Below are 16,867 nucleotides of genomic sequence, written 5' to 3' on the forward strand. Positions count from 1 at the left end.
GCCGGCGGCGGCGTGCCGTTCCGCAAGTCGATCCTGAACGACCCCGAGGTACGCAAGGGCGTTACCCTGCCGGCCGAATGGGTAGACTGCGTGGCCGGGTCGGCCGAGGTCAGCGAGCTGGGCCTGCCGGTCATCATCCCGGTCACCGAGTTCCGCGACACGTTCGGCACCGCACTCACCACCCTGCTCTCCGAGGGTGATCCCGCTGCCCTGCTCAAGCAGGCGACGCAGCAGTTCCAGCCGGTGCTCGACAAGAGCGAGGCATGACGTCCAGCCAGGCCCTGGAAAAGCCTGCCGCCGCCACGCCCCCGGCTTCCCGCCGGCGGGCCGGGGGCTCGCTCTGGCCGTTCGTGCTGCCCGCACTCATCGTGGTCGCCTCGGTGATCGTGTTCCCCTGGGCGTTCACGATCTGGATGAGCCTGAACGAGTGGCAGATCGGCGGCGGCAGCAGCTTCGTGGGCCTGGCCAATTTCGGCCGCCTCCTGACCGACCTGCGTTTCCACGAGGCGCTCTGGCACACGCTCTACTTCACGGCGCTGGCGGTGATCCTGCCGGTGGTGCTGGGCCTGTTCTCGGCGATCGTGTTCCACCAGAACTTCAAGGCGCGCGGCTTCCTGCGCGCTTTGTTCGTCATGCCGATGATGGCGACCCCGGTCGCCATAGCACTGGTCTGGGCGATGATGTTCCACCCGCAGCTGGGCGTGCTGAACTACCTGCTCTCGCTGGTAGGCATCCCGCCGCAGCTCTGGGTGTTCCACCCGGCCACGGTGATCCCCTCGCTGGTGCTGGTCGAGACCTGGCAGTGGACGCCGCTCGTCATGCTGATCGTGCTGGGCGGGCTCGCCGCCATTCCGACCGAGCCCTATGAGAGTGCGCTCATCGACGGGGCCAGCGGCTGGCAGATGTTCTGGCACATCACCCTGCCGCTGGTGCTGCCGTTCGTCATGGTGGCGGCGATCATCCGCTCGATCGACGCGATCAAGAGCTTCGACATCATCTACGCGATCACCCAGGGCGGGCCCGGCACCGCGTCGGAAACGATCAACCTCTACCTCTACAGCGTGGCGTTCGCCTACTACGACATCGGCTACGGCTCGGCGATCGCGGTGGTGTTCTTCCTCATGGTGATCGGCCTGGCGGTCCTACTGCTCTGGCTGAAGAAGCGCACCCAGTGGACCGAGGTCGGGATCGGCGCATGAGGACCAAGCGGCTCCTGAACCGGATCGGCCTGTGGTTCGCGGTCCTGATGATCGTCTCGCCGGCGGTCCTGTTCTTCGTCTGGATGCTGTCGCTCTCGCTCAAATACGAGATCGACAACGCGGCCTACCCGCCGATCCTGATCCCGGAGAACTTCGCCTGGGCCAACTATGCGGCCGTGCTCGAGTCCAACCGCTTCGGCACCTATTTCCTGAACAGCGTGCTGGTCACGGGCTCCGCCACCCTGCTGGGCCTGCTGGTCGGCGTGCCGGCCGGCTACGGCATGGCGCGGATGAAGGCCACCAAGTCGGCGGTGGTGGTGCTGATCGCGCGGATGACGCCCGGCCTGTCCTACCTGATCCCGCTCTTCCTCCTCTTCCAGTGGCTGGGGCTGATGGGCACGCTCCTGCCGCAGATCATCATCCACCTGGTGATCACCGTGCCGATCATCATCTGGATCATGATCGGCTATTTCGAGACCACGCCGCTCGAGCTGGAGGAGGCCGCCGTGATCGACGGCGCCTCGCGCTGGCAGGTATTCCGCCACGTGGCCCTGCCGATCGCCAAGCCCGGCATCACCGTGGCCTTCATCCTGGCGGTGATCTTCTCCTGGAACAATTTCGTGTTCGGCATCGTGCTGGCCGGCCGCGAGACCCGCACCCTGCCGGTCGCGGTCTACAACATGATCTCGTTCGAGCAGCTGAGCTGGGGGCCGCTGGCCGCCGGCGCCCTGCTGGTGACCCTGCCGGTCCTGCTGCTGACCGTGGCGGCACAGCGCCAGATCGTGGCCGGGTTGACGGCGGGGGCAGTGAAGGGCGGGTGAGGCGCTGCTTGGATGGCTCGGCCCGAACTCGCGCCGGAAGTGCGGTCATGAGTGGCGTGCACTACCCGAATGATCTCGTCTTCTGACATTTCGGAGCACGATGTTGTCTGAACCCCTCTTCACCATCGGCTACGAAGGCCTGGCCCAGCGGGACGTGCTGGATGCGCTGACGGGGGTAGGGGTGGAGGTGCTGGTCGATGTCCGGGCGGTCTCCGCTTCGCGCCGGGCCGGCTTCTCCAAGAGCGCGCTGCGCTCGGGCGTCGCGGCGATCGGCATCGAGTACCTGCACCTGCGGGCGCTGGGCACGCCCGCCGAGGGACGACACGCCGCCCGCAGTGGCCGCCATGACGACATGCGCCGGATCTTTGCGGCGCATCTGGAGACGCCGGAGGCCGTCCACGAGTTCGAGTTGCTGCGCGAGCTTGCCGGGACGCGACGCTGCTGCCTGCTCTGCTACGAGCGGCAGCCGCATCACTGCCATCGGCTGGTCATCGCCGAGCAGCTGGGCCTGCCGACCCACCACCTCCTGGCCTGACGCTCCGGCTGGAGCCTAGTGGGCGTCGGACAGGTTGATGTCGAACACCAGCAGCCCGCCCTTGCCGCCATCCGCCGCGGCGGTGAGCTGCTCGCCCAGCGCCTTGTGCTCCGGGTCGACCAGGTAGGTGTCGCGGGCCTTCACGTCCATGAAGTCGATGGTGAAGCCGTGGCTGTAGCCTCGATTGAGGCCCTCCGGGCTGCAGTTCTCGCTGCCGTGGAAGTCGACCATGCCCGGGATCGCGTGGCGCAGGGCAGCCAGGCCGTCGAAGATCTTCTGCAGCTCGCCCTTGCGCAGGTCCTCGCGCGGCTTGAACAGGACGACATGGCGAATCATGCGGTGCACCTTCCCGAGCGGCCATCTGCCGCGAACGATAGTACCATCGAATCAGCAGGTGAACCGTCTCGGCGGTTCCCGTGCTCAGGCCGCCCGGCCATAGGCCAGGGTCTCCGCGAGCCGGACGAAGCTGCCGTCGGACAGCTGGAAACGTACCCAGCGCAGCCGGCTGTCCTGGATCTCGATGAGGGCGGCATCGTTGGCCCCGGTCTGCAGCTCGACTGCCGGGGCGGCCGGCTCGAACCAGCCGAGCTCGGAAAGCCTCGCCTCGGCCGCGATGATGCCGGGGCTGGCGCAGGGCCAGAGCGAAGTGCCGATCAGGTCGGTCGCCGGCACCCGGCAATAGCGCTCCCGCGCCGGGGAGAGCGCCAGCAGCCGGTGGGTCAGGTCGCAGACCAGATGGACCGCTGCGGTCGAGTGGCGGACCATGCGGGCGAGCTGGAAGTCGGCGGCGCTGTCCAGCCGTGCCTGGAGCAGCCGACGGATCGCCCGCTGCCCGTCCGGATCGGGTGCCAGCTGCCCGCTCTCCCAGCGCGACACGGTCGTCTGGGTCACCCCCAGCAATTCCGCCACGTGACTCTGCTTGACCCGCCGCAACGCCCGCCAGCTGCGCAGCGAGCGGCCGAGCCTGGCAGGATCACGGCAAGGGATCGCCACTTCATCCATGCGACTGTCCTTCCGAACACCGGTCGGCCGACGCGCGCCAGGATAGCTCAGCCTGCGGCCTCGGCTAGAGCTTGCAGCCCTTCAGGTCCACGCCCTGCTTCTTCAGGAACGCCTTGGTCTCCAGCCACCAGTCGGCGTTCCTGTTCCAGTCCAGCCGCGCCTGGTCGTTGCCGAGCGTGCCCCAGATCACCACGCCGTCGGCGCCCGAGCCCTTCACCGTCTGGAGCTGCAGGGCGAAGGCCCCCTTGGGCAGCATCTCGTTGATGTAGCGGCCGGCCTTGACATCCCAGGCAGCACGGCGCTGCATCCAGATGAACGGATAGACCGGCTTCTTCGGCCAGTTGGCGCGGGCGGTGCCGACGGTGCCAAACGTGTACTTGCGGAAATGGGCAGGTGATTCGTAGCCGTAGAGCTGCGGGAACAGCGCGTCGGATGCGTCGCCGACCTTCTTCAGCGCGGCCGTCGCCAGCTCGTAGGTCGTCTTCGGCTGCCCCGGCAGCGAGGGGTTCTGGTAGAAGTCGGGCGGCGCCACGCGGAAATAGCCGACCTTCGCCGTCGCCTTCAGGGCCTTCAGCTCCTGCTTCAGGAAGTACAGCAGGTCGTAATAGTCCGTGGCCTTGCCCTTCAGGGCGTCGGCGCTGTCGGTCGGCAGGAGGTCCCAGCTGCCTTCCACATCCAGCACCACGAACTTGTCCGCCGTCCTGGCTGCGGCATCGCGGACGGTGGGCGCACCCTTCTTGCGCAACTGCGCATAGTCCGGAGTCTCGCCAAGCCTGCCCCCCTTGAACAGGGCGCCAGGATAGACGATCGGCATCGGCTTCAGGCCGCACTGCTCGAAGCCCGTGACCGTCTGGTTGAACTTCAGCGCGTAGTAGACCGGAAAGCTCTTGGCCGCGGCGGCGGGCGCACCTTGGGCGAACATACTTACGCCGATGGTGGCGATGGCCGCCAGCAGCAGGGAAAATCTGGACCGGACCATGAAGCCGAGTGTCCCTTTGCTATGATCGTTTCGCCGTCCGAGCGGTGAAACAGCTGAATCGGGGAAAATGCCGGCAATAATGTTCGGGATACCGGCGAAACCGGCCTCCTCGCGTGGGGCAGCGGTGCTTAGCAAATTCCTATGACCAGTACAGCAGTATTCGTTGCACTTCAGTATTGCCAGAAAAACTGTGCTGATGCCCGATCCCGGCACTGCCACCTCTCGGTGAACGATCCCAGGCATGGGGCTGCGCATAACTTATGCGCTGCGCCGCGGCCGCGTCCGTGCCAAGCCGGCCCTGGGCAGGGCCGGGAGTGGCCGAGGCTGGATGCGGTGACGATGACCTGGCTGCGGATCGGGTGGTTCTATGCGGTGGGGGTGCTGGCGGCAGCGCAGCTCGGCAAGCTGTCGAGCCTGGCGACGCCGATTAGTCAGGCGCTGGACCTTCACCTGTCGTCGGTGGCGCTGGTGATCTCCCTCCTGGAACTGGCCGGGGCCCTCCTGGGCCTGGCGGCCGGCCGGATCGTCGCCAGGCTGGGGCTGCGCCGGAGCCTGGTGGCGGGGCTGGCGCTCCTGACGCTGGCTGGGCTCGGCCAGGGGCTCAGCACCAGTTCGGACGGACTGCTCGCCTGGCGTGCTCTGGAGAGCGTCGGCTACCTCGCGATCGTGGTGGCGGCCCCGGTCCTGATCTTCCACAGTGCCCGCGAGGCGGACCGGGACAGCGCGCTCGCCTTGTGGAGCAGCTTCGTGCCGGTGGGCGTGGCGCTGGGTGCCATGTCGGCCGGGCTGCTCGCCGAGCTTTGGTCCTGGCGGGCCTCGCTGATGGCGATTGCGGCGACCGCCGGCATTGCCTGCCTCACCACCTGGGCAGTTCCGGCACCGGTGGAGCCGGCGACGCTGCCGCGGGCGGCACGCCGCCGGCTGCCGCCGCCGCGCGCCTGGGCGCTTTCGGCTGCCTTTGGCTGCTATGCCCTGTTCGAGGTCGGCATGCTGGCGCTGCTGCCGAGCTTTCTGGTCGAGCAGACGGGGGCCGGCACTGGGCTCGCCGGCCTCGTGACCGGCCTCGCCTCGTTCGCGACGCTGGCCGGCAGCATCGTCGCCGCGTGGCACCGCCGGCGGCAGCGATCCGGCACCGGTCCACTCCTGGCGCTGGCCCTCCTCCTGCCCGCAGCCCTCCTGTTCCTCCTGTTCCGGCCAGAACCGGGGCTGGCGGTCGCGGCCACGCTGGCGATCCTGCTCAATGCCGTCTCCGGGATCTTTCCCGGCCTGGCCTTCGCACTGCTGCCGAAGGTCGCGGGCAGGGCAGGGCTCACCGGCGCCAGCGGCCTGCTCACCCAGTTCGGGGCCAGCGGCTCGCTGCTGGGCCCGCCGAGCTACGCCCTGCTGGTGGCATGGTGGGGGTGGCAAGGTGCGGCACTCGCCGGCTGCGTCGCCTCGCTGGCCTGCCTCGTCCTGATGCGGGCGGCGCTGCACCCGGCGATGCCGGGCACCGGTCAGCGATTGCTGGAGGGATGCCCATGAGCATGGCGGACCGGCTGCAGGTGCGGCCGCGCGTGGTGGCGCTCGATGGCGACGACACGCTCTGGCACAACGAGACCATGTTCGTGACCTCGCACGAGCGGTTCCGTGCCCTGCTGCTGCGCCATGTCGACCTGCCGGCCGAGCGGATCGACGCCTGGCTGCTCGCAACCGAGCGGCGCAACCTCAAGACCTACGGCTACGGCATCAAGGGCTTCGTCCTGTCCATGGTGGAGACCGCGATCGAGGCGACCGAGGGCCGGATCCCGGCCGGCGACATCGCCGAACTCCTGCGCTTCGGCCGGGCGATGCTGGATCATCCCGTGGAACTGATCGACGGGGCCGCCGAGGTCATCGGGGAGCTGCGCCAGGCCGGCTGCGAACTCTGGCTGGTCACCAAGGGCGACCTGTTCGACCAGGAGAGCAAGATCGCCCGATCCGGCCTGGCCGAACAGTTCGACCGGATCGAGATCCTGTCGGAGAAGGACAGCCACGCCTATCGCCGCCTGCTCATCCGCCACGGCGTGGCGCCGGAGGAGTTCGCCATGGCCGGCAACTCGCTGCGCTCCGACGTCCTGCCGGTGGCGGAGCTGGGCGGGCTCGCCTGCCACATCCCCTACCACCTGACCTGGGCGCACGAGCAGGTGGCCGACCCGCAGGGCGCCCGCTTCCTGACGCTCGGCTCGCTCCGCGAGCTGCCGGACGTGCTCAGGCGGCTGTCTGGCGCCGGTTGCCCCGGATCAGGTCCGCCGCCTTCTCGCCGATCATGATGGTGGGCGCGTTGGTGTTGGAGCCGATCATGCTCGGCATGATCGAGGCGTCGCACACGCGCAGGCCGTCGATGCCGCGCAGCCGCAGCTCCGGATCGACCACTGCCCGCTCGTCCTGGCCCATCCGGCAGGTGCCGACCGGGTGGTAGGAGGTGCGGCCGGAGCGGCGCAGGAACGCCTCCGCCTCCCGGTCGTCCTTCAGCTCGGCGGGGTGGTGGGCGCGCTTGATCAGCCTGGCGAAGGCCGGCTGCGCCATGATCTCGCGCATCTTCTTGAGACCAGCGATCGAGACCTTCAGGTCGTAGGGCTCGGCCAGGTAGTTCGGATCGATCACCGGCGGGGCCATGGGATCGGCCGAGCGCAGGGTGACGCTGCCGCGCGAGCGCGGGCGCAGGCAGTAATTGTTCATGGTCACGCCGGCACCCGACGGCACTGCCGCCACCCCTGCCTCCACGCCCGCCCCGATCAGGAAGTGGAACTGCATGTCCGGGGTCGGCGCATCGGGCTCGGCGAACCAGAAGGCCCCGCCTTCCACGATGTTGGAGGCGACCGGCCCTTTGCCGAACAGCTTGTATTCGAGCCCGGCCCACATCATCCAGTGCCACTTCTTGTAGCGGTCCAGGCTGACCTGGTCGTGCAGCTCGTAGATGACGTCGGTGCCGTAATGGTCGTGGAGGTTCTGCCCAACGCCCGGCAGGTCGTGGACCAGCTCGATCCCGTGCCGGCGCAGTTCGTCGGCAGGACCAATTCCCGAGAGCATCAAAAGCTTGGGCGAGCCGATGGCACCGGCACAGAGCAGCACCTCGCGCTCGGCCCGTACCTCCTGCTCGTTGTTGAAGTGGAGGAAGCGCACGCCCACCGCCCGGCCATGCTCGACCAGGATTTTCGTGATCCGGCAGTCGGTCATGACGTCCAGGTTGGGGCGGCCACGCACCGGATGGAGATAGCCCACCGCGGCGGAGCAGCGCTTCCCGTGCCGGATCGTGGTCTGGTAGACGCCGCTGCCGGCCTGCGCCTTGCCGTTGAAGTCCGGGTTGTAGGGGATGCCCGCCTGCTGGCAGGCCTGGACGAAGGCGCGGGTCAGCGGATGCGGCTGGAGCTGGGACACGCCCAAGGGCCCGCCGATGCCGTGCCACTCGCCGGCGAACGTGTCGTTGTCCTCCGCGCGCAGGAACAGGTGCCTGATCTCGGCGAACGACCAGCCGGGGCAGCCTTCCTCGAAGGCCCAGCGGTCATAGTCGGCCGGCACGCCGCGCGTGTAGATCTGCGCGTTGATCGAGCTGGAGCCGCCGATCACCCGGCCCTGGGCGTAGGGGATCTCCCGGTTGTTGCAGTGCTTCTGCGGCGCCGTCGCATAGCCCCAGGTCAGCCCGCCGCCGGTCATCTTGCCGAAGCCCACCGGCATGTGGATGTAGGGGTCGCGGTCCGGCGGGCCGGCTTCCAAGAGGAGCACGCGGATGTCGGGCAGCTCCGACAGCCTGGCCGCCAGCACGCAGCCGGCACTGCCGCCGCCGACGATGACATAGTCGTAGCTCCGCACTTTCCCGGTTCTCCCTGGTTGCTGCGCTGGTCGCCCGTTCAGCTGAACAGGGCTGGAGGCATGGTGCGCAACGGGTTCGCGACCTGCGGGACGAAGCCCATCTGCTCGATCACGTCCGCCTTCGGGTCGATCCCGGGCGCCACCTCGACCAGCTCGATCGCGTCGGGTGCGAGCCGGAACACCGCGCGCTCCGTGACGTAGAGGACCTCCTGCCCGCGCACCCGCCCGTAATGGCCGGAGAAGGTGACCTCCCGGACCTGCTCGACCAGCTTGCGCACCTGGCCCGGCGCCTCCAGCACCAGCCGGCCGGGCTCGTGGCGATAGCTGGTGCCCTTGGCGTCGAACGTGCCGCAGAACACCACTTCCTTGGCGTTCTGGCTAATGTCGACGAAGCCGCCCGGGCCCACGATGCGGCTGCCCAGTCGGCTGACATTGACGTTGCCGTCCCGGTCCATCTCGCCCATGCCGAGAAAGCCGACATCGATGCCGCCGCCCGAATAGAAGTCGAATTGCCGGGTCGAGCTGACGATCGCTTCCGGATAGCGGGCGGCCCCGAACATGAAGCCGTCATAGAGGTCGCCATTGTGGATGCCCTGTTCCACAGTGACCCAGAGCGTCTGCATCAGGCCCTTCTGGCGCAGCACGCCGGGAATGGCGCCCGGGATGCCGTAGCCGAAATTGACCGAGGCGCCGGCCCGGATCTCCTCGGCAGCACGGCGCGCGATGATCAGGCGCGGCCCGAACTCGACCGGCTCGTCGAGCGGCGGCTCGCCATCGGGGCGCGGGACCTCGCCGCTCATCGCGGGGTCGAACTTCCCGATATAGGACTGTTGCTGGTCCGGGCAGTGGACCACATGGTCGACCAGGATGCCGGGCAGGGCGACCTGGCGGGCCGGCAGGGCATGGCGCGGGACCAGTTCGCCCACCTGGACGATCACCCGGCCGCCGCCGGCATGGGCGGCGGTGACCGCAGCCAGCGCATCCAGGTCGGCCGCCTCGTGGACGAAGCTGACATTGCCGGCGGGATCGGCGACCGAGCCGCCGACGATGGCGAGATCGGCGCGGAACGGCAGGTAGCGCAGCTTCTCCTCGCCGCCGATCTCGATCAGCTCGACCAGCCGGGTGCCCGAGCGCCTGGCCCGCTCGTTGGCGGCCCCGCCGCCCAGCCTGGGGTCGGCGAACGTGCCCAGGCCCACATGGGTGATCAGCCCGGGCCGCCCGGCACCGACCTCGCGGTTGCGCAGCGCGATGCAGCCGGCCGGCAGCACGAAGGCCTCGATCAGCTCGGCCTCGGCCAGCGCCTGCATCCTTGGCGACCAGGACCAGTGCCCACCGATCACCCGGGCGACCATGCCCTCATGCGCGAACCGGTTCAGGCCTCGTTCCTTGCCGTCACCGATCCCGAGCGCGTGGACCAGGGTCAGGTCGCGCGGGTGGCCCGTGGTCAGAAAGCGCTGCTCGATCGCCGCATAGACGAAGTCGGCCTCGAGCATCCCGCCGCCATTGCTGGCCAGGAGAATGGTGGCCCCGTCCTCGATCGTGGCCGCCACCGCGTCGGCATCGATCCGCTTGTCCAAGCCCGGCTCCCTGAGTGCGGCCGTCATTATTGCACTAACTAGTTACATACTTGTTGTTGCGGCGGCAAGGGGGCGAGTGCTGGCGGCATCAGTGCGGGACCGCCGGATGGGGCATCAGGTGACGTGGATGCGTTCTCCGGTCGACGCTTCGCACCGTCCGTCCCCCCTTCGGGGTGAAGGTCTCGCCCGTGGGGACTCTCGGGCTGCCATTGTACCGGTGGCTGCTGGCCCGGCCGAAGCAGGCTGCCGATCTCGAAGAAGCCGCGGAATACCCGGCCATCTCGCAGCTCGATCACCGGGTACTCGGCTTCGGTTCCAGGTCGGTGGCGACGCTCACCCGTTCACCGGCCGGTCCGCGCCAGCGCCAGCATGGCACCTCCGCCCACCAGGCCCCAGAACGCACCGCCAATGCCGAAGAACGAAACGCCGGACGCGGTGATCACGAAGGTCATGATCGCCGGCAGCCGCTCACTCTCCTTGGCGAGCGCACCGGACAATGCGCTGCCCAGGGCACCCAGCAGGGCCAGGCCCGCCACGGCTTGGATCAGCAGAGGCGGCGAGGCGGCGATGAAGGCCGCGGCGAACCCGGCGAACAGGCCGAGCAGCACGTAGCCCGCACCGTTGGTCACGGCGGCGACCCAGCGCCGGCCCGGATCGGGATGCGCCTCCGGCCCGGCGCACAGGGCCGCCGTGATCGCGGCGAGGTTCACCAGATGGCCGCCGAACAGCCCGGTGACCATGCTGGCGAGCCCGCTGGTCACGAAGATCGGCTGGACGTCCGGCTGGTAGCCATTGGCCCGCAGCACGGCCAGGCCCGGCACGTTCTGCGACGCCATGGTGACCAGGAACATGGGTAGGGCGATGCCCACCACCGCATCCAGCGACAGGACGGGCATGACCAGGACTGGGCGGGGCAGGATGTCGGCCAAGGCCCCCTCCGGAACGGGTGTCCAGATCAGCACGATGACGGCCGTCACCAGGACTGCCAGCGGCACGGCCCAGAGCCGGGCAAAGCGCCAGGCCAGTGCCCAGACCAGCACGATCGGCAGGGCCAGGGCGGGCATGGCGCCGACCGCACGTACCGGCGCCAGGCAGAGGTCGAGCAGTACGCCGGCGAGCATGGCATTGGCGAGCGAGGCCGGGATGGCCGCCACCGCCCGGCCGAAGCCGCGCCAAACTCCCGCCAGCACGACCAGCAGGGCCGCCACCAGGAACGCGCCGACCGCGGCGGCGTACCCGCCCTCCGGAATACCGGTCGAAACCAGGAGCGCCGCACCGGGCGTCGACCAGGCGACCGAGATCGGCATGCTCGTGCGCAGGCTGAGCAGGATGCCGAGCAGCCCCATCACGACCGAGAGCGCGATCAGGCCGGACGCGGCCTCCGCCGGGCTGGCACCCGCCGCGGCCAGGCCCTGGAGCACGATCGGGAAGGAACTGCCGAAGCCCACGATCGCGGCGAGCAGGCCGGCCGTGACTGGTTGCAGCAGGCTGGCCCGGGAAGTCTCGGCGGTCATCATCGTTTCGGCGTCGCTCCATACCTGCTGTTCCACGGATTTTTGCGTCGGCGGACGCGATCCGGCAATCCGCTGCCGGCTTGCATGCGCGGCCGGTTCGGGGCAGATAACCAACCGGTTACTTACTTTGCGAACGAGCCGGGGAGGCGGTCATGCTGGGTGAGCAACATCGCGAGGTGCAGGACGCGGTGCGCCGCTTCGCCACCGAGGTGATCCGCCCGGTCGCTGCTGAGCTGGACGAGACCGAGCGCTTCCCTGCCGAGATCTACCGGCAGATGGCCGAGCTCGGCCTGTTCGGCATCACCGTGCCGGCGGAGCTGGGCGGGGCGGGGATGGACGTGCTCTCCTACGCCGTGGTGATGGAGGAGCTGTCCAAGGGCTATGCTTCGGTGGCCGACCAGTGCGGCCTGCTGGAACTGATCGGCACGCTGTTCACCCGCTACGGCACCGACGCTCAGCGTCAGCGCTGGCTGGGTCCGGCCCTGCGCGCCGAGCTGCGCCCGGCCTATGCGATCACCGAGGCGGATGCGGGCACCGACGTGTCGGGGATCCGCACCACAGCGACCCGGGTACCGGGCGGCTGGCGGCTGGATGGCGGCAAGCTCTGGATCCACAACGCCCCGGTCTGCGACTTCGCCGTGGTCCTGGCGCGCACCGACAAGGCGGCCGGTCACCGGGGCATGAGCATCTTCATCGTGGACGCCGCCAGCCCCGGCTTCTCGCGTGGGGCGAAGGAGCACAAGATGGGTCAGCGCGGCTCGCCCGTGGGTGCCCTGCATTTCGACGGGGTGGAACTGCCCGAGGATGCGCTGCTGGGCCCGGAAGGTCGCGGCTTCCACATCATGATGAGCGTGCTGGAGAAGGGCCGGGTCGGCATCGCGGCCCTGGCAGTGGGCATCGCCCAGGCCGGGCTGGAGGCAGCACTGGCTCAGGCGAAGCAGCGCCGCCAGTTCGGCCAGCCGATCGCCGAGTTCCAGGGCCTGCAATGGCTGCTCGCCGACATGGCCAAGGACATCCAGGCCGCGCGCCTGCTGACCTGGGACGCCGCGGTGAAGCTGGAGAACGGCGATCCCGGCGCCAACATGGCCTGCTCGATGGCCAAATGCATGGCCGGTGACGTGGCGGTAGCCCGCTCGGCCGACGCGGTGCAGGTGTTCGGCGGGACCGGCTACGTGAAGGGCTACGAGGTGGAGCGGCTCTACCGGGACGCCAAGATCTGCCAGATCTACGAGGGCACCAACCAGATCCAGCGCACCATCATCGCTCGCGAGCTCCTGAAGGGAAACGCCTCGTGACCACCCGCCCCGTCGCCTGGGTCACGGGCTCCGGTCGTGGCATCGGCAAGGCTGCCGCCGTGGCACTGGCCGGCCGCGGCTTCGACATCGTTTTGCACGAACGAACCCGAGCCGACGACACCGACGAGGCTCTTCAGGCGGTGACGGCCGCCGGTGCGCAGGCCCGGGTGGTGCATGGCGACGTCGCCGACCTGGCAGGCCAGCCGGCCCTGCTCGCCGAGGCACTGCAGGCATTCGGCCGCCTGGACTGCCTGATAGCCAATGCCGGCGTGTCGGTCATGGTCCGGGGCGACCTGCTCGACGTCGGCGTGGAGAGCTTCGACCGCTGCATGGCGGTCAATACCCGTGGCCTGTTCTTCCTCCTGCAGCATTTCGCCCGCCATCTGCTGGCGAGCGACAGCTTGCCAGACCGCCACCGCTCGATCGTGGTCACGACCTCCAGCAACGCGGAGGCTATCTCGATCAACCGGAGTGAATACTGTGTCAGCAAGGCCGCGGCGAGCATGGTCACCCGGCTGTTCGCTGCCCGCCTGGCCCCGCACGGGATCGGCGTCTACGAGATCCGTCCGGGCATCATCCGCACCCCGATGACCGCCCCCTCGACCGCCAAGTACGACGCCTTCTTCGCCCAGGACGGCGCGCCCATGCCGCGCTGGGGCGAGGCGGAGGAGGTCGGGCGCTGCATCGCGACCCTGGCCTCCGGCGATCTGCCCTACACGGTCGGTCAGGCGATCGCGGTGGATGGCGGGCTCACGATGAAGCGGTTCTGAGTACGCACCGCCTCAGCGGGCCCGGACGATCGCTTTGCCGGTCTGCCGGTCGAACAGGCGCAGCCGGTCGGGGTCGAGATGGACCGATACCGGGCTGCCGGGCTCCAGCCGGGTGTCGGCCGGGACCCGCATCTCGATCTCCTGCCCACCGGCGAGGCTCACCACCAGGATGGCGTCGGCGCCCAGCGTCTCGACCGCGACCACGCTCGTCTGGATCTCCACCCGGTCCGGCAGGGCGGCCAGGCTCAGATCCTCCGGACGGAACCCGGCCGTCACCTCGCCGGCAGCGGCCTTGGCATCGAGCGGCAGGCTGGCGCCAGCGAAATGCACCGCGCCATTCTCCAGCCGGCCCGGCACCAGGTTCATGGGTGGGCTGCCGGTGAAGGTCGCGACGAACGTGTCGGCCGGGTTGCGGTAGACCTCCATCGGTGCCCCGACCTGGGCGACCTTGCCGTCATGCATGATGCAGATCCGATCAGCCATGGTCATGGCCTCGATCTGGTCGTGGGTGACGTGGATGATGGTGCGGCCGACCCGGCGGTGCAGCTTGACCAGCTCGGTGCGCATCTGCGCGCGCAGCTTGGCGTCCAGGTTGGAGAGCGGCTCGTCGAGCAGGAAGGCCACCGGGTCGCGCAGGAGTGCTCGGCCAAGCGCCACGCGCTGGCGCTGGCCGCCCGAGAGCTGGCCGGGCTTGCGGTCCAGATAGGGGGCCAGGCCCAGCATGGCTGTGACCTCGGCCAGCCGCCGCTCCTGCTCCGACGCCGGGACGCCGCGCAGCTTCATGCCGAAGGTCAGGTTGCCCTTCACGGTCAGGTGCGGGAACAGGGCATAGTTCTGGAAGACGAAGGCCAGGTCGCGGTCCTTGGGGTCGACCTCGTTCATCCGGCGCTCGCCGATGAACAGATCGCCGGACGAGATCGGCTCCAGTCCGGCGATCATGCGCAGCGTGGTCGACTTGCCGCAACCCGAGGGGCCCAGCAGGACGAAGAATTCGCCGTCATGGATGGTGAGGTCGACCCCGTCCACGGCGGTCTGGCCGCCGGCATAGGTCTTGGTGACGTTGGCGAGGCGGATCTCGGTCATGTTCTATTGGGCCAAAGAGCGCATGTAGCGGTGGAGCCAGGCGGTGAGTGCCAGGACCACCAGGAGCAGGATGACCGCCATGGCGCTGGCCTGGGACACGTCCAGGCCGACAAAGGCGCGGCGGTAGATGTAGTAGCTGACCAGCTCGGTGGCCTGTCCGGGGCCGCCGCGGGTCATGATGTAGATGATGTCGTAGGTCTTCACCGCGAAGATCAGCCGGATCAGCAGCGTCACCACGATCACCGGGCGCATCAGGGGCAGGGTGATCCAGAAGAAGCAGCGGATCGTACCGGCCCCTTCCAGCCGTGCCGCCTCGTAGGGCTCCTTGGGCAGGGCCGCGAGGCCGGCCAGGAGCAGGACGATCATGAACGAGACCTGGTGCCAGATGTCGACCGCCACCACCGTCCAGAAGGCGTTGTCCGGCACGCCCAACCAATCCACCGGTGCTATCCCCACCAGGCTCAGCACGTAGTTGACGATGCCGAGCGTGGGGTGGAGAAACATCTTCCAGATGAGGCCGACCACGACCGGGTTCATCAGCAGCGGGAACAGCAGGATCACGTAATAGACGGCCTTGCCGTGCTCGACCTTGTCGAGGGCGAGCGCCACCGCGAACCCCACGAGGAATTCCAGGGTCACCACTGCCACCACGAAGGCCAGGGTCACCGACAGGGCGTGGCGGAACTCGGGCGTGGCGAAGGCCTGGGTATAGTGGGAGAGGCCGAGGAAGGCGTCGTTGGACGGCTTCAGCAGGGTGAAGTCGGAAGTGCTGGTCCAGAGCGTGAACAGGATCGGGAACAGCACGACCAGAACCAGGGCGAACAGGCCCGGCAGGGTCATGGCGAAGCCGAACCAGCGGTCACGCTGCGCGATCGCGGCGGTCATGAACGGTCTTGTCTTCGGGCTGGGGCCAGGGATGACCGCCCGCCGCGGGGCGGGCCGGACAGGAACACGGGAGCTGCCCCCTCATCGGCGGCAGCTCCCAGGGAAGTCACTGCAGCTTGCCGTCCTTGCGCAGGAGCTCGGCGAAGTCCTTGTCCACCTGCTCCAGCGCCTCCTTCGGGTCCTTGCCGTCGGCCACCGCCAGGCTCAGCTCGCGGCCGAGCACATCCACGAATTCGGGCGTATAGGTGAAGACCGGGAAGTTCTGGGCATAGGCCAGCAGCTCGCCCAGCTGCGGGTAATAGGAGTACTTCTCGATCAGCTCCGGGTCTTCGTAGATCTGCTTCTGGGTGGCGGCACCGCCCAGCAGGGCACGCTTCTTGGCGATCTCCGGGCTCTCGATGAACTTGATGAACTCCCAGGCCGCATCCGGATCGGGCGAGGACTTCGGGATCGCCCAGCCCCAGGAGCCGTTCATCCCGCCGCCCGGCACCGGGGCGATCTCCATCTTGCCGACCACCTGCGAGCTGGCCGGATCGTCATAAACCGGGCGGAACATGTTGAAGGTCAGATACGAGTAGGCCTTGCCCTGCGCCGCGACGTTGAAGGCGTCGTCGAAGCTGAAGTTGGCCGCACCGATCGGGCCGTATTTCTGGATGCTGTCGCGGTACTGGGTCAGCGCCGCGATACCCTCGGGCGTGGCCAGAGTCGGCTGCCAAGTCTCCGGATCGTAGTAGCGGCCACCATTGGCGAACAGGTAGTTCGACCACTCCATCGAGATCGGGTCAGGGCGCTGGCCCTGGTTGACCACGCCCTTGAAGCCCTCGATCCCGGCATCCTCGGAGAAGTACTTCACCTGGTCCAGATATTCCGGCCACTCGGTCGGCACCTTCAGCTCCCGGCCATATTTGGCCTTGAACGCCTCCTGGTGCTTGGGGTCCTCCAGCAGGTCCTTCCGGTAGGTCAGCCCCATGGCATAGTTGTAGAACGGCAGCATCAGCGTGGTGCCGTCGACCTTGCCGGTCAGGTCCATGATCGAGGTGATATAGTTGTCGACCGGGAAGTTGTCCGCCTTGATCCGCTCGTCGAGCGGCTGCAGCCAGCCGGCCTTCACGAACTCGCCGACCCAGTAGAAGTCGACGATGATGACGTCGTAGGAGCCCTCGGGTGCGACCAGCTGCGGGACCAGCTTGGTGTGCATCTCGGCGTAGTTCACCACCTCGAGCTGCACGTCGATGCCGGTCTTCTCCTTGAACTCCGGCAGCATCTCCTGGACGTAGCGGGTGTCCGGCACGCTTTCCATCAGGATGTTGATGGTCTGCGCCTCCGCACCGACCGCGGAGGCAACCAGGATGCTGGTCGCGAGCAGGAACTTCTTCATT

Annotated in this window: 16 protein-coding genes and 1 pseudogene; 8 read left to right on the forward strand and 9 right to left on the reverse strand. The window is 68.4% G+C overall.

The features are described 5' to 3' along the window. The 4 genes and pseudogenes from VNS22_RS05005 to VNS22_RS05020 all read left to right on the forward strand — a co-directional run. A pseudogene (locus VNS22_RS05005) lies at window positions 1-267 on the forward strand (sugar ABC transporter substrate-binding protein); the annotation flags it as partial. Further along, the gene (locus VNS22_RS05010; RefSeq protein WP_325730226.1) at window positions 264-1,199 is read left to right on the forward strand and encodes a sugar ABC transporter permease; all 936 of its coding nucleotides are present in this window, start codon (window positions 264-266) and stop codon (window positions 1,197-1,199) included. The pseudogene VNS22_RS05005 and the gene VNS22_RS05010, both read left to right, overlap by 4 nt. Continuing rightward, window positions 1,196-2,020, forward strand: coding sequence for a carbohydrate ABC transporter permease (locus tag VNS22_RS05015; protein ID WP_325730228.1), 825 nt, complete (start codon window positions 1,196-1,198; stop codon window positions 2,018-2,020). Before VNS22_RS05010 ends, VNS22_RS05015 begins: the two co-directional genes overlap by 4 nt. A gap of 100 nt (window positions 2,021-2,120) precedes the next feature. Then, complete coding sequence (locus VNS22_RS05020) at window positions 2,121-2,555, forward strand: DUF488 domain-containing protein (RefSeq protein WP_349261709.1); 435 nt, start codon at window positions 2,121-2,123, stop codon at window positions 2,553-2,555. 15 nt (window positions 2,556-2,570) lie between these two features. Here the strand turns inward: VNS22_RS05020 and VNS22_RS05025 are convergent, their stop codons facing one another. The 3 genes from VNS22_RS05025 to VNS22_RS05035 form a co-directional block, all read right to left on the reverse strand. Continuing rightward, window positions 2,571-2,891: a Dabb family protein gene (locus VNS22_RS05025; RefSeq protein WP_325730232.1), complete on the reverse strand. Its 321-nt coding sequence runs from the start codon at window positions 2,889-2,891 to the stop codon at window positions 2,571-2,573. Window positions 2,892-2,975: 84 nt separating this feature from the next. Then, window positions 2,976-3,548 carry a helix-turn-helix transcriptional regulator gene (locus VNS22_RS05030; RefSeq protein ID WP_414653318.1) on the reverse strand — a complete coding sequence of 191 codons (573 nt, stop codon included), beginning with the start codon at window positions 3,546-3,548 and terminating at the stop codon, window positions 2,976-2,978. A gap of 73 nt (window positions 3,549-3,621) precedes the next feature. Next, on the reverse strand, window positions 3,622-4,536 hold the full coding sequence (locus VNS22_RS05035; RefSeq protein ID WP_325730236.1) for a hypothetical protein: 915 nt from the start codon (window positions 4,534-4,536) through the stop codon (window positions 3,622-3,624). Window positions 4,537-4,875: 339 nt separating this feature from the next. Here VNS22_RS05035 and VNS22_RS05040 point away from each other — a divergent pair, with 339 nt between their 5' ends. Further along, window positions 4,876-6,057 (forward strand): MFS transporter, encoded by a 1,182-nt coding sequence (locus tag VNS22_RS05040; RefSeq protein WP_325730237.1) that lies wholly within the window; start codon window positions 4,876-4,878, stop codon window positions 6,055-6,057. Further along, the gene (locus VNS22_RS05045; RefSeq protein WP_325730239.1) at window positions 6,054-6,824 is read left to right on the forward strand and encodes an HAD family hydrolase; all 771 of its coding nucleotides are present in this window, start codon (window positions 6,054-6,056) and stop codon (window positions 6,822-6,824) included. The genes VNS22_RS05040 and VNS22_RS05045 overlap by 4 nt, the downstream gene beginning before the upstream one ends. Here the strand turns inward: VNS22_RS05045 and VNS22_RS05050 are convergent. The 3 genes from VNS22_RS05050 to VNS22_RS05060 all read right to left on the reverse strand — a co-directional run bounded on the left by VNS22_RS05050 (window position 6,763) and on the right by VNS22_RS05060 (window position 11,455). Beyond that, complete coding sequence (locus VNS22_RS05050; protein WP_325730241.1) at window positions 6,763-8,364, reverse strand: GMC family oxidoreductase; 1,602 nt, start codon at window positions 8,362-8,364, stop codon at window positions 6,763-6,765. The genes VNS22_RS05045 and VNS22_RS05050 overlap by 62 nt on opposite strands. A 38-nt stretch (window positions 8,365-8,402) precedes the next feature. Continuing rightward, window positions 8,403-9,941 carry an acyl CoA:acetate/3-ketoacid CoA transferase gene (locus VNS22_RS05055; protein WP_325730243.1) on the reverse strand — a complete coding sequence of 513 codons (1,539 nt, stop codon included), beginning with the start codon at window positions 9,939-9,941 and terminating at the stop codon, window positions 8,403-8,405. Window positions 9,942-10,282: 341 nt separating this feature from the next. After that, entirely contained in the window at window positions 10,283-11,455 is a 1,173-nt protein-coding gene (locus VNS22_RS05060) for a benzoate/H(+) symporter BenE family transporter (protein ID WP_325730244.1), read from the reverse strand. 152 nt (window positions 11,456-11,607) lie between these two features. On the opposite strand from VNS22_RS05060, the gene VNS22_RS05065 reads away from it, so the two are divergent. Together VNS22_RS05065 and VNS22_RS05070 are read left to right on the forward strand one after the other, a co-directional pair. After that, window positions 11,608-12,750, forward strand: coding sequence for an acyl-CoA dehydrogenase family protein (locus VNS22_RS05065; protein ID WP_325730246.1), 1,143 nt, complete (start codon window positions 11,608-11,610; stop codon window positions 12,748-12,750). Further along, window positions 12,747-13,520, forward strand: a complete 774-nt coding sequence (locus tag VNS22_RS05070; RefSeq protein ID WP_325730249.1) for a 3-ketoacyl-ACP reductase — start codon at window positions 12,747-12,749, stop codon at window positions 13,518-13,520. Before VNS22_RS05065 ends, VNS22_RS05070 begins: the two co-directional genes overlap by 4 nt. Window positions 13,521-13,532: 12 nt before the next feature. On the opposite strand, the gene VNS22_RS05075 is transcribed toward VNS22_RS05070, so the two are convergent. The 3 genes from VNS22_RS05075 to VNS22_RS05085 form a co-directional block, all read right to left on the reverse strand. After that, window positions 13,533-14,603, reverse strand: a complete 1,071-nt coding sequence (locus VNS22_RS05075; protein WP_325730251.1) for a sn-glycerol-3-phosphate ABC transporter ATP-binding protein UgpC — start codon at window positions 14,601-14,603, stop codon at window positions 13,533-13,535. 3 nt (window positions 14,604-14,606) lie between these two features. After that, window positions 14,607-15,488 (reverse strand): sugar ABC transporter permease, encoded by an 882-nt coding sequence (locus VNS22_RS05080; RefSeq protein WP_325730253.1) that lies wholly within the window; start codon window positions 15,486-15,488, stop codon window positions 14,607-14,609. A 106-nt stretch (window positions 15,489-15,594) separates the two neighbouring features. Beyond that, the gene (locus VNS22_RS05085) at window positions 15,595-16,866 is read right to left on the reverse strand and encodes a sugar ABC transporter substrate-binding protein (RefSeq protein ID WP_325730255.1); all 1,272 of its coding nucleotides are present in this window, start codon (window positions 16,864-16,866) and stop codon (window positions 15,595-15,597) included. Between the last annotated feature and the right edge of the window lies 1 nt (window position 16,867).

Origin of the sequence: Geminicoccus sp., assembly GCF_035556675.1 — a bacterium.
Classification (GTDB): Bacteria; Pseudomonadota; Alphaproteobacteria; order Geminicoccales; family Geminicoccaceae; genus Geminicoccus.

Excerpts from the sequence above, each read along its gene's own strand:
- VNS22_RS05075 (WP_325730251.1), bottom strand. The coding sequence starts at position 14,603 with ATGACCGAGATCCGCCTCGCCAACGTCACCAAGACCTATGCCGGCGGC.
- VNS22_RS05045 (WP_325730239.1), top strand. The coding sequence starts at position 6,054 with ATGAGCATGGCGGACCGGCTGCAGGTGCGGCCGCGCGTGGTGGCGCTC.
- VNS22_RS05035 (WP_325730236.1), bottom strand. The coding sequence starts at position 4,536 with ATGGTCCGGTCCAGATTTTCCCTGCTGCTGGCGGCCATCGCCACCATC.
- VNS22_RS05025 (WP_325730232.1), bottom strand. The coding sequence starts at position 2,891 with ATGATTCGCCATGTCGTCCTGTTCAAGCCGCGCGAGGACCTGCGCAAG.
- VNS22_RS05015 (WP_325730228.1), top strand. The coding sequence starts at position 1,196 with ATGAGGACCAAGCGGCTCCTGAACCGGATCGGCCTGTGGTTCGCGGTC.
- VNS22_RS05080 (WP_325730253.1), bottom strand. The coding sequence starts at position 15,488 with ATGACCGCCGCGATCGCGCAGCGTGACCGCTGGTTCGGCTTCGCCATG.
- VNS22_RS05040 (WP_325730237.1), top strand. The coding sequence starts at position 4,876 with ATGACCTGGCTGCGGATCGGGTGGTTCTATGCGGTGGGGGTGCTGGCG.
- VNS22_RS05010 (WP_325730226.1), top strand. The coding sequence starts at position 264 with ATGACGTCCAGCCAGGCCCTGGAAAAGCCTGCCGCCGCCACGCCCCCG.
- VNS22_RS05020 (WP_349261709.1), top strand. The coding sequence starts at position 2,121 with ATGTTGTCTGAACCCCTCTTCACCATCGGCTACGAAGGCCTGGCCCAG.
- VNS22_RS05065 (WP_325730246.1), top strand. The coding sequence starts at position 11,608 with ATGCTGGGTGAGCAACATCGCGAGGTGCAGGACGCGGTGCGCCGCTTC.
- VNS22_RS05085 (WP_325730255.1), bottom strand. The coding sequence starts at position 16,866 with ATGAAGAAGTTCCTGCTCGCGACCAGCATCCTGGTTGCCTCCGCGGTC.
- VNS22_RS05060 (WP_325730244.1), bottom strand. The coding sequence starts at position 11,455 with ATGACCGCCGAGACTTCCCGGGCCAGCCTGCTGCAACCAGTCACGGCC.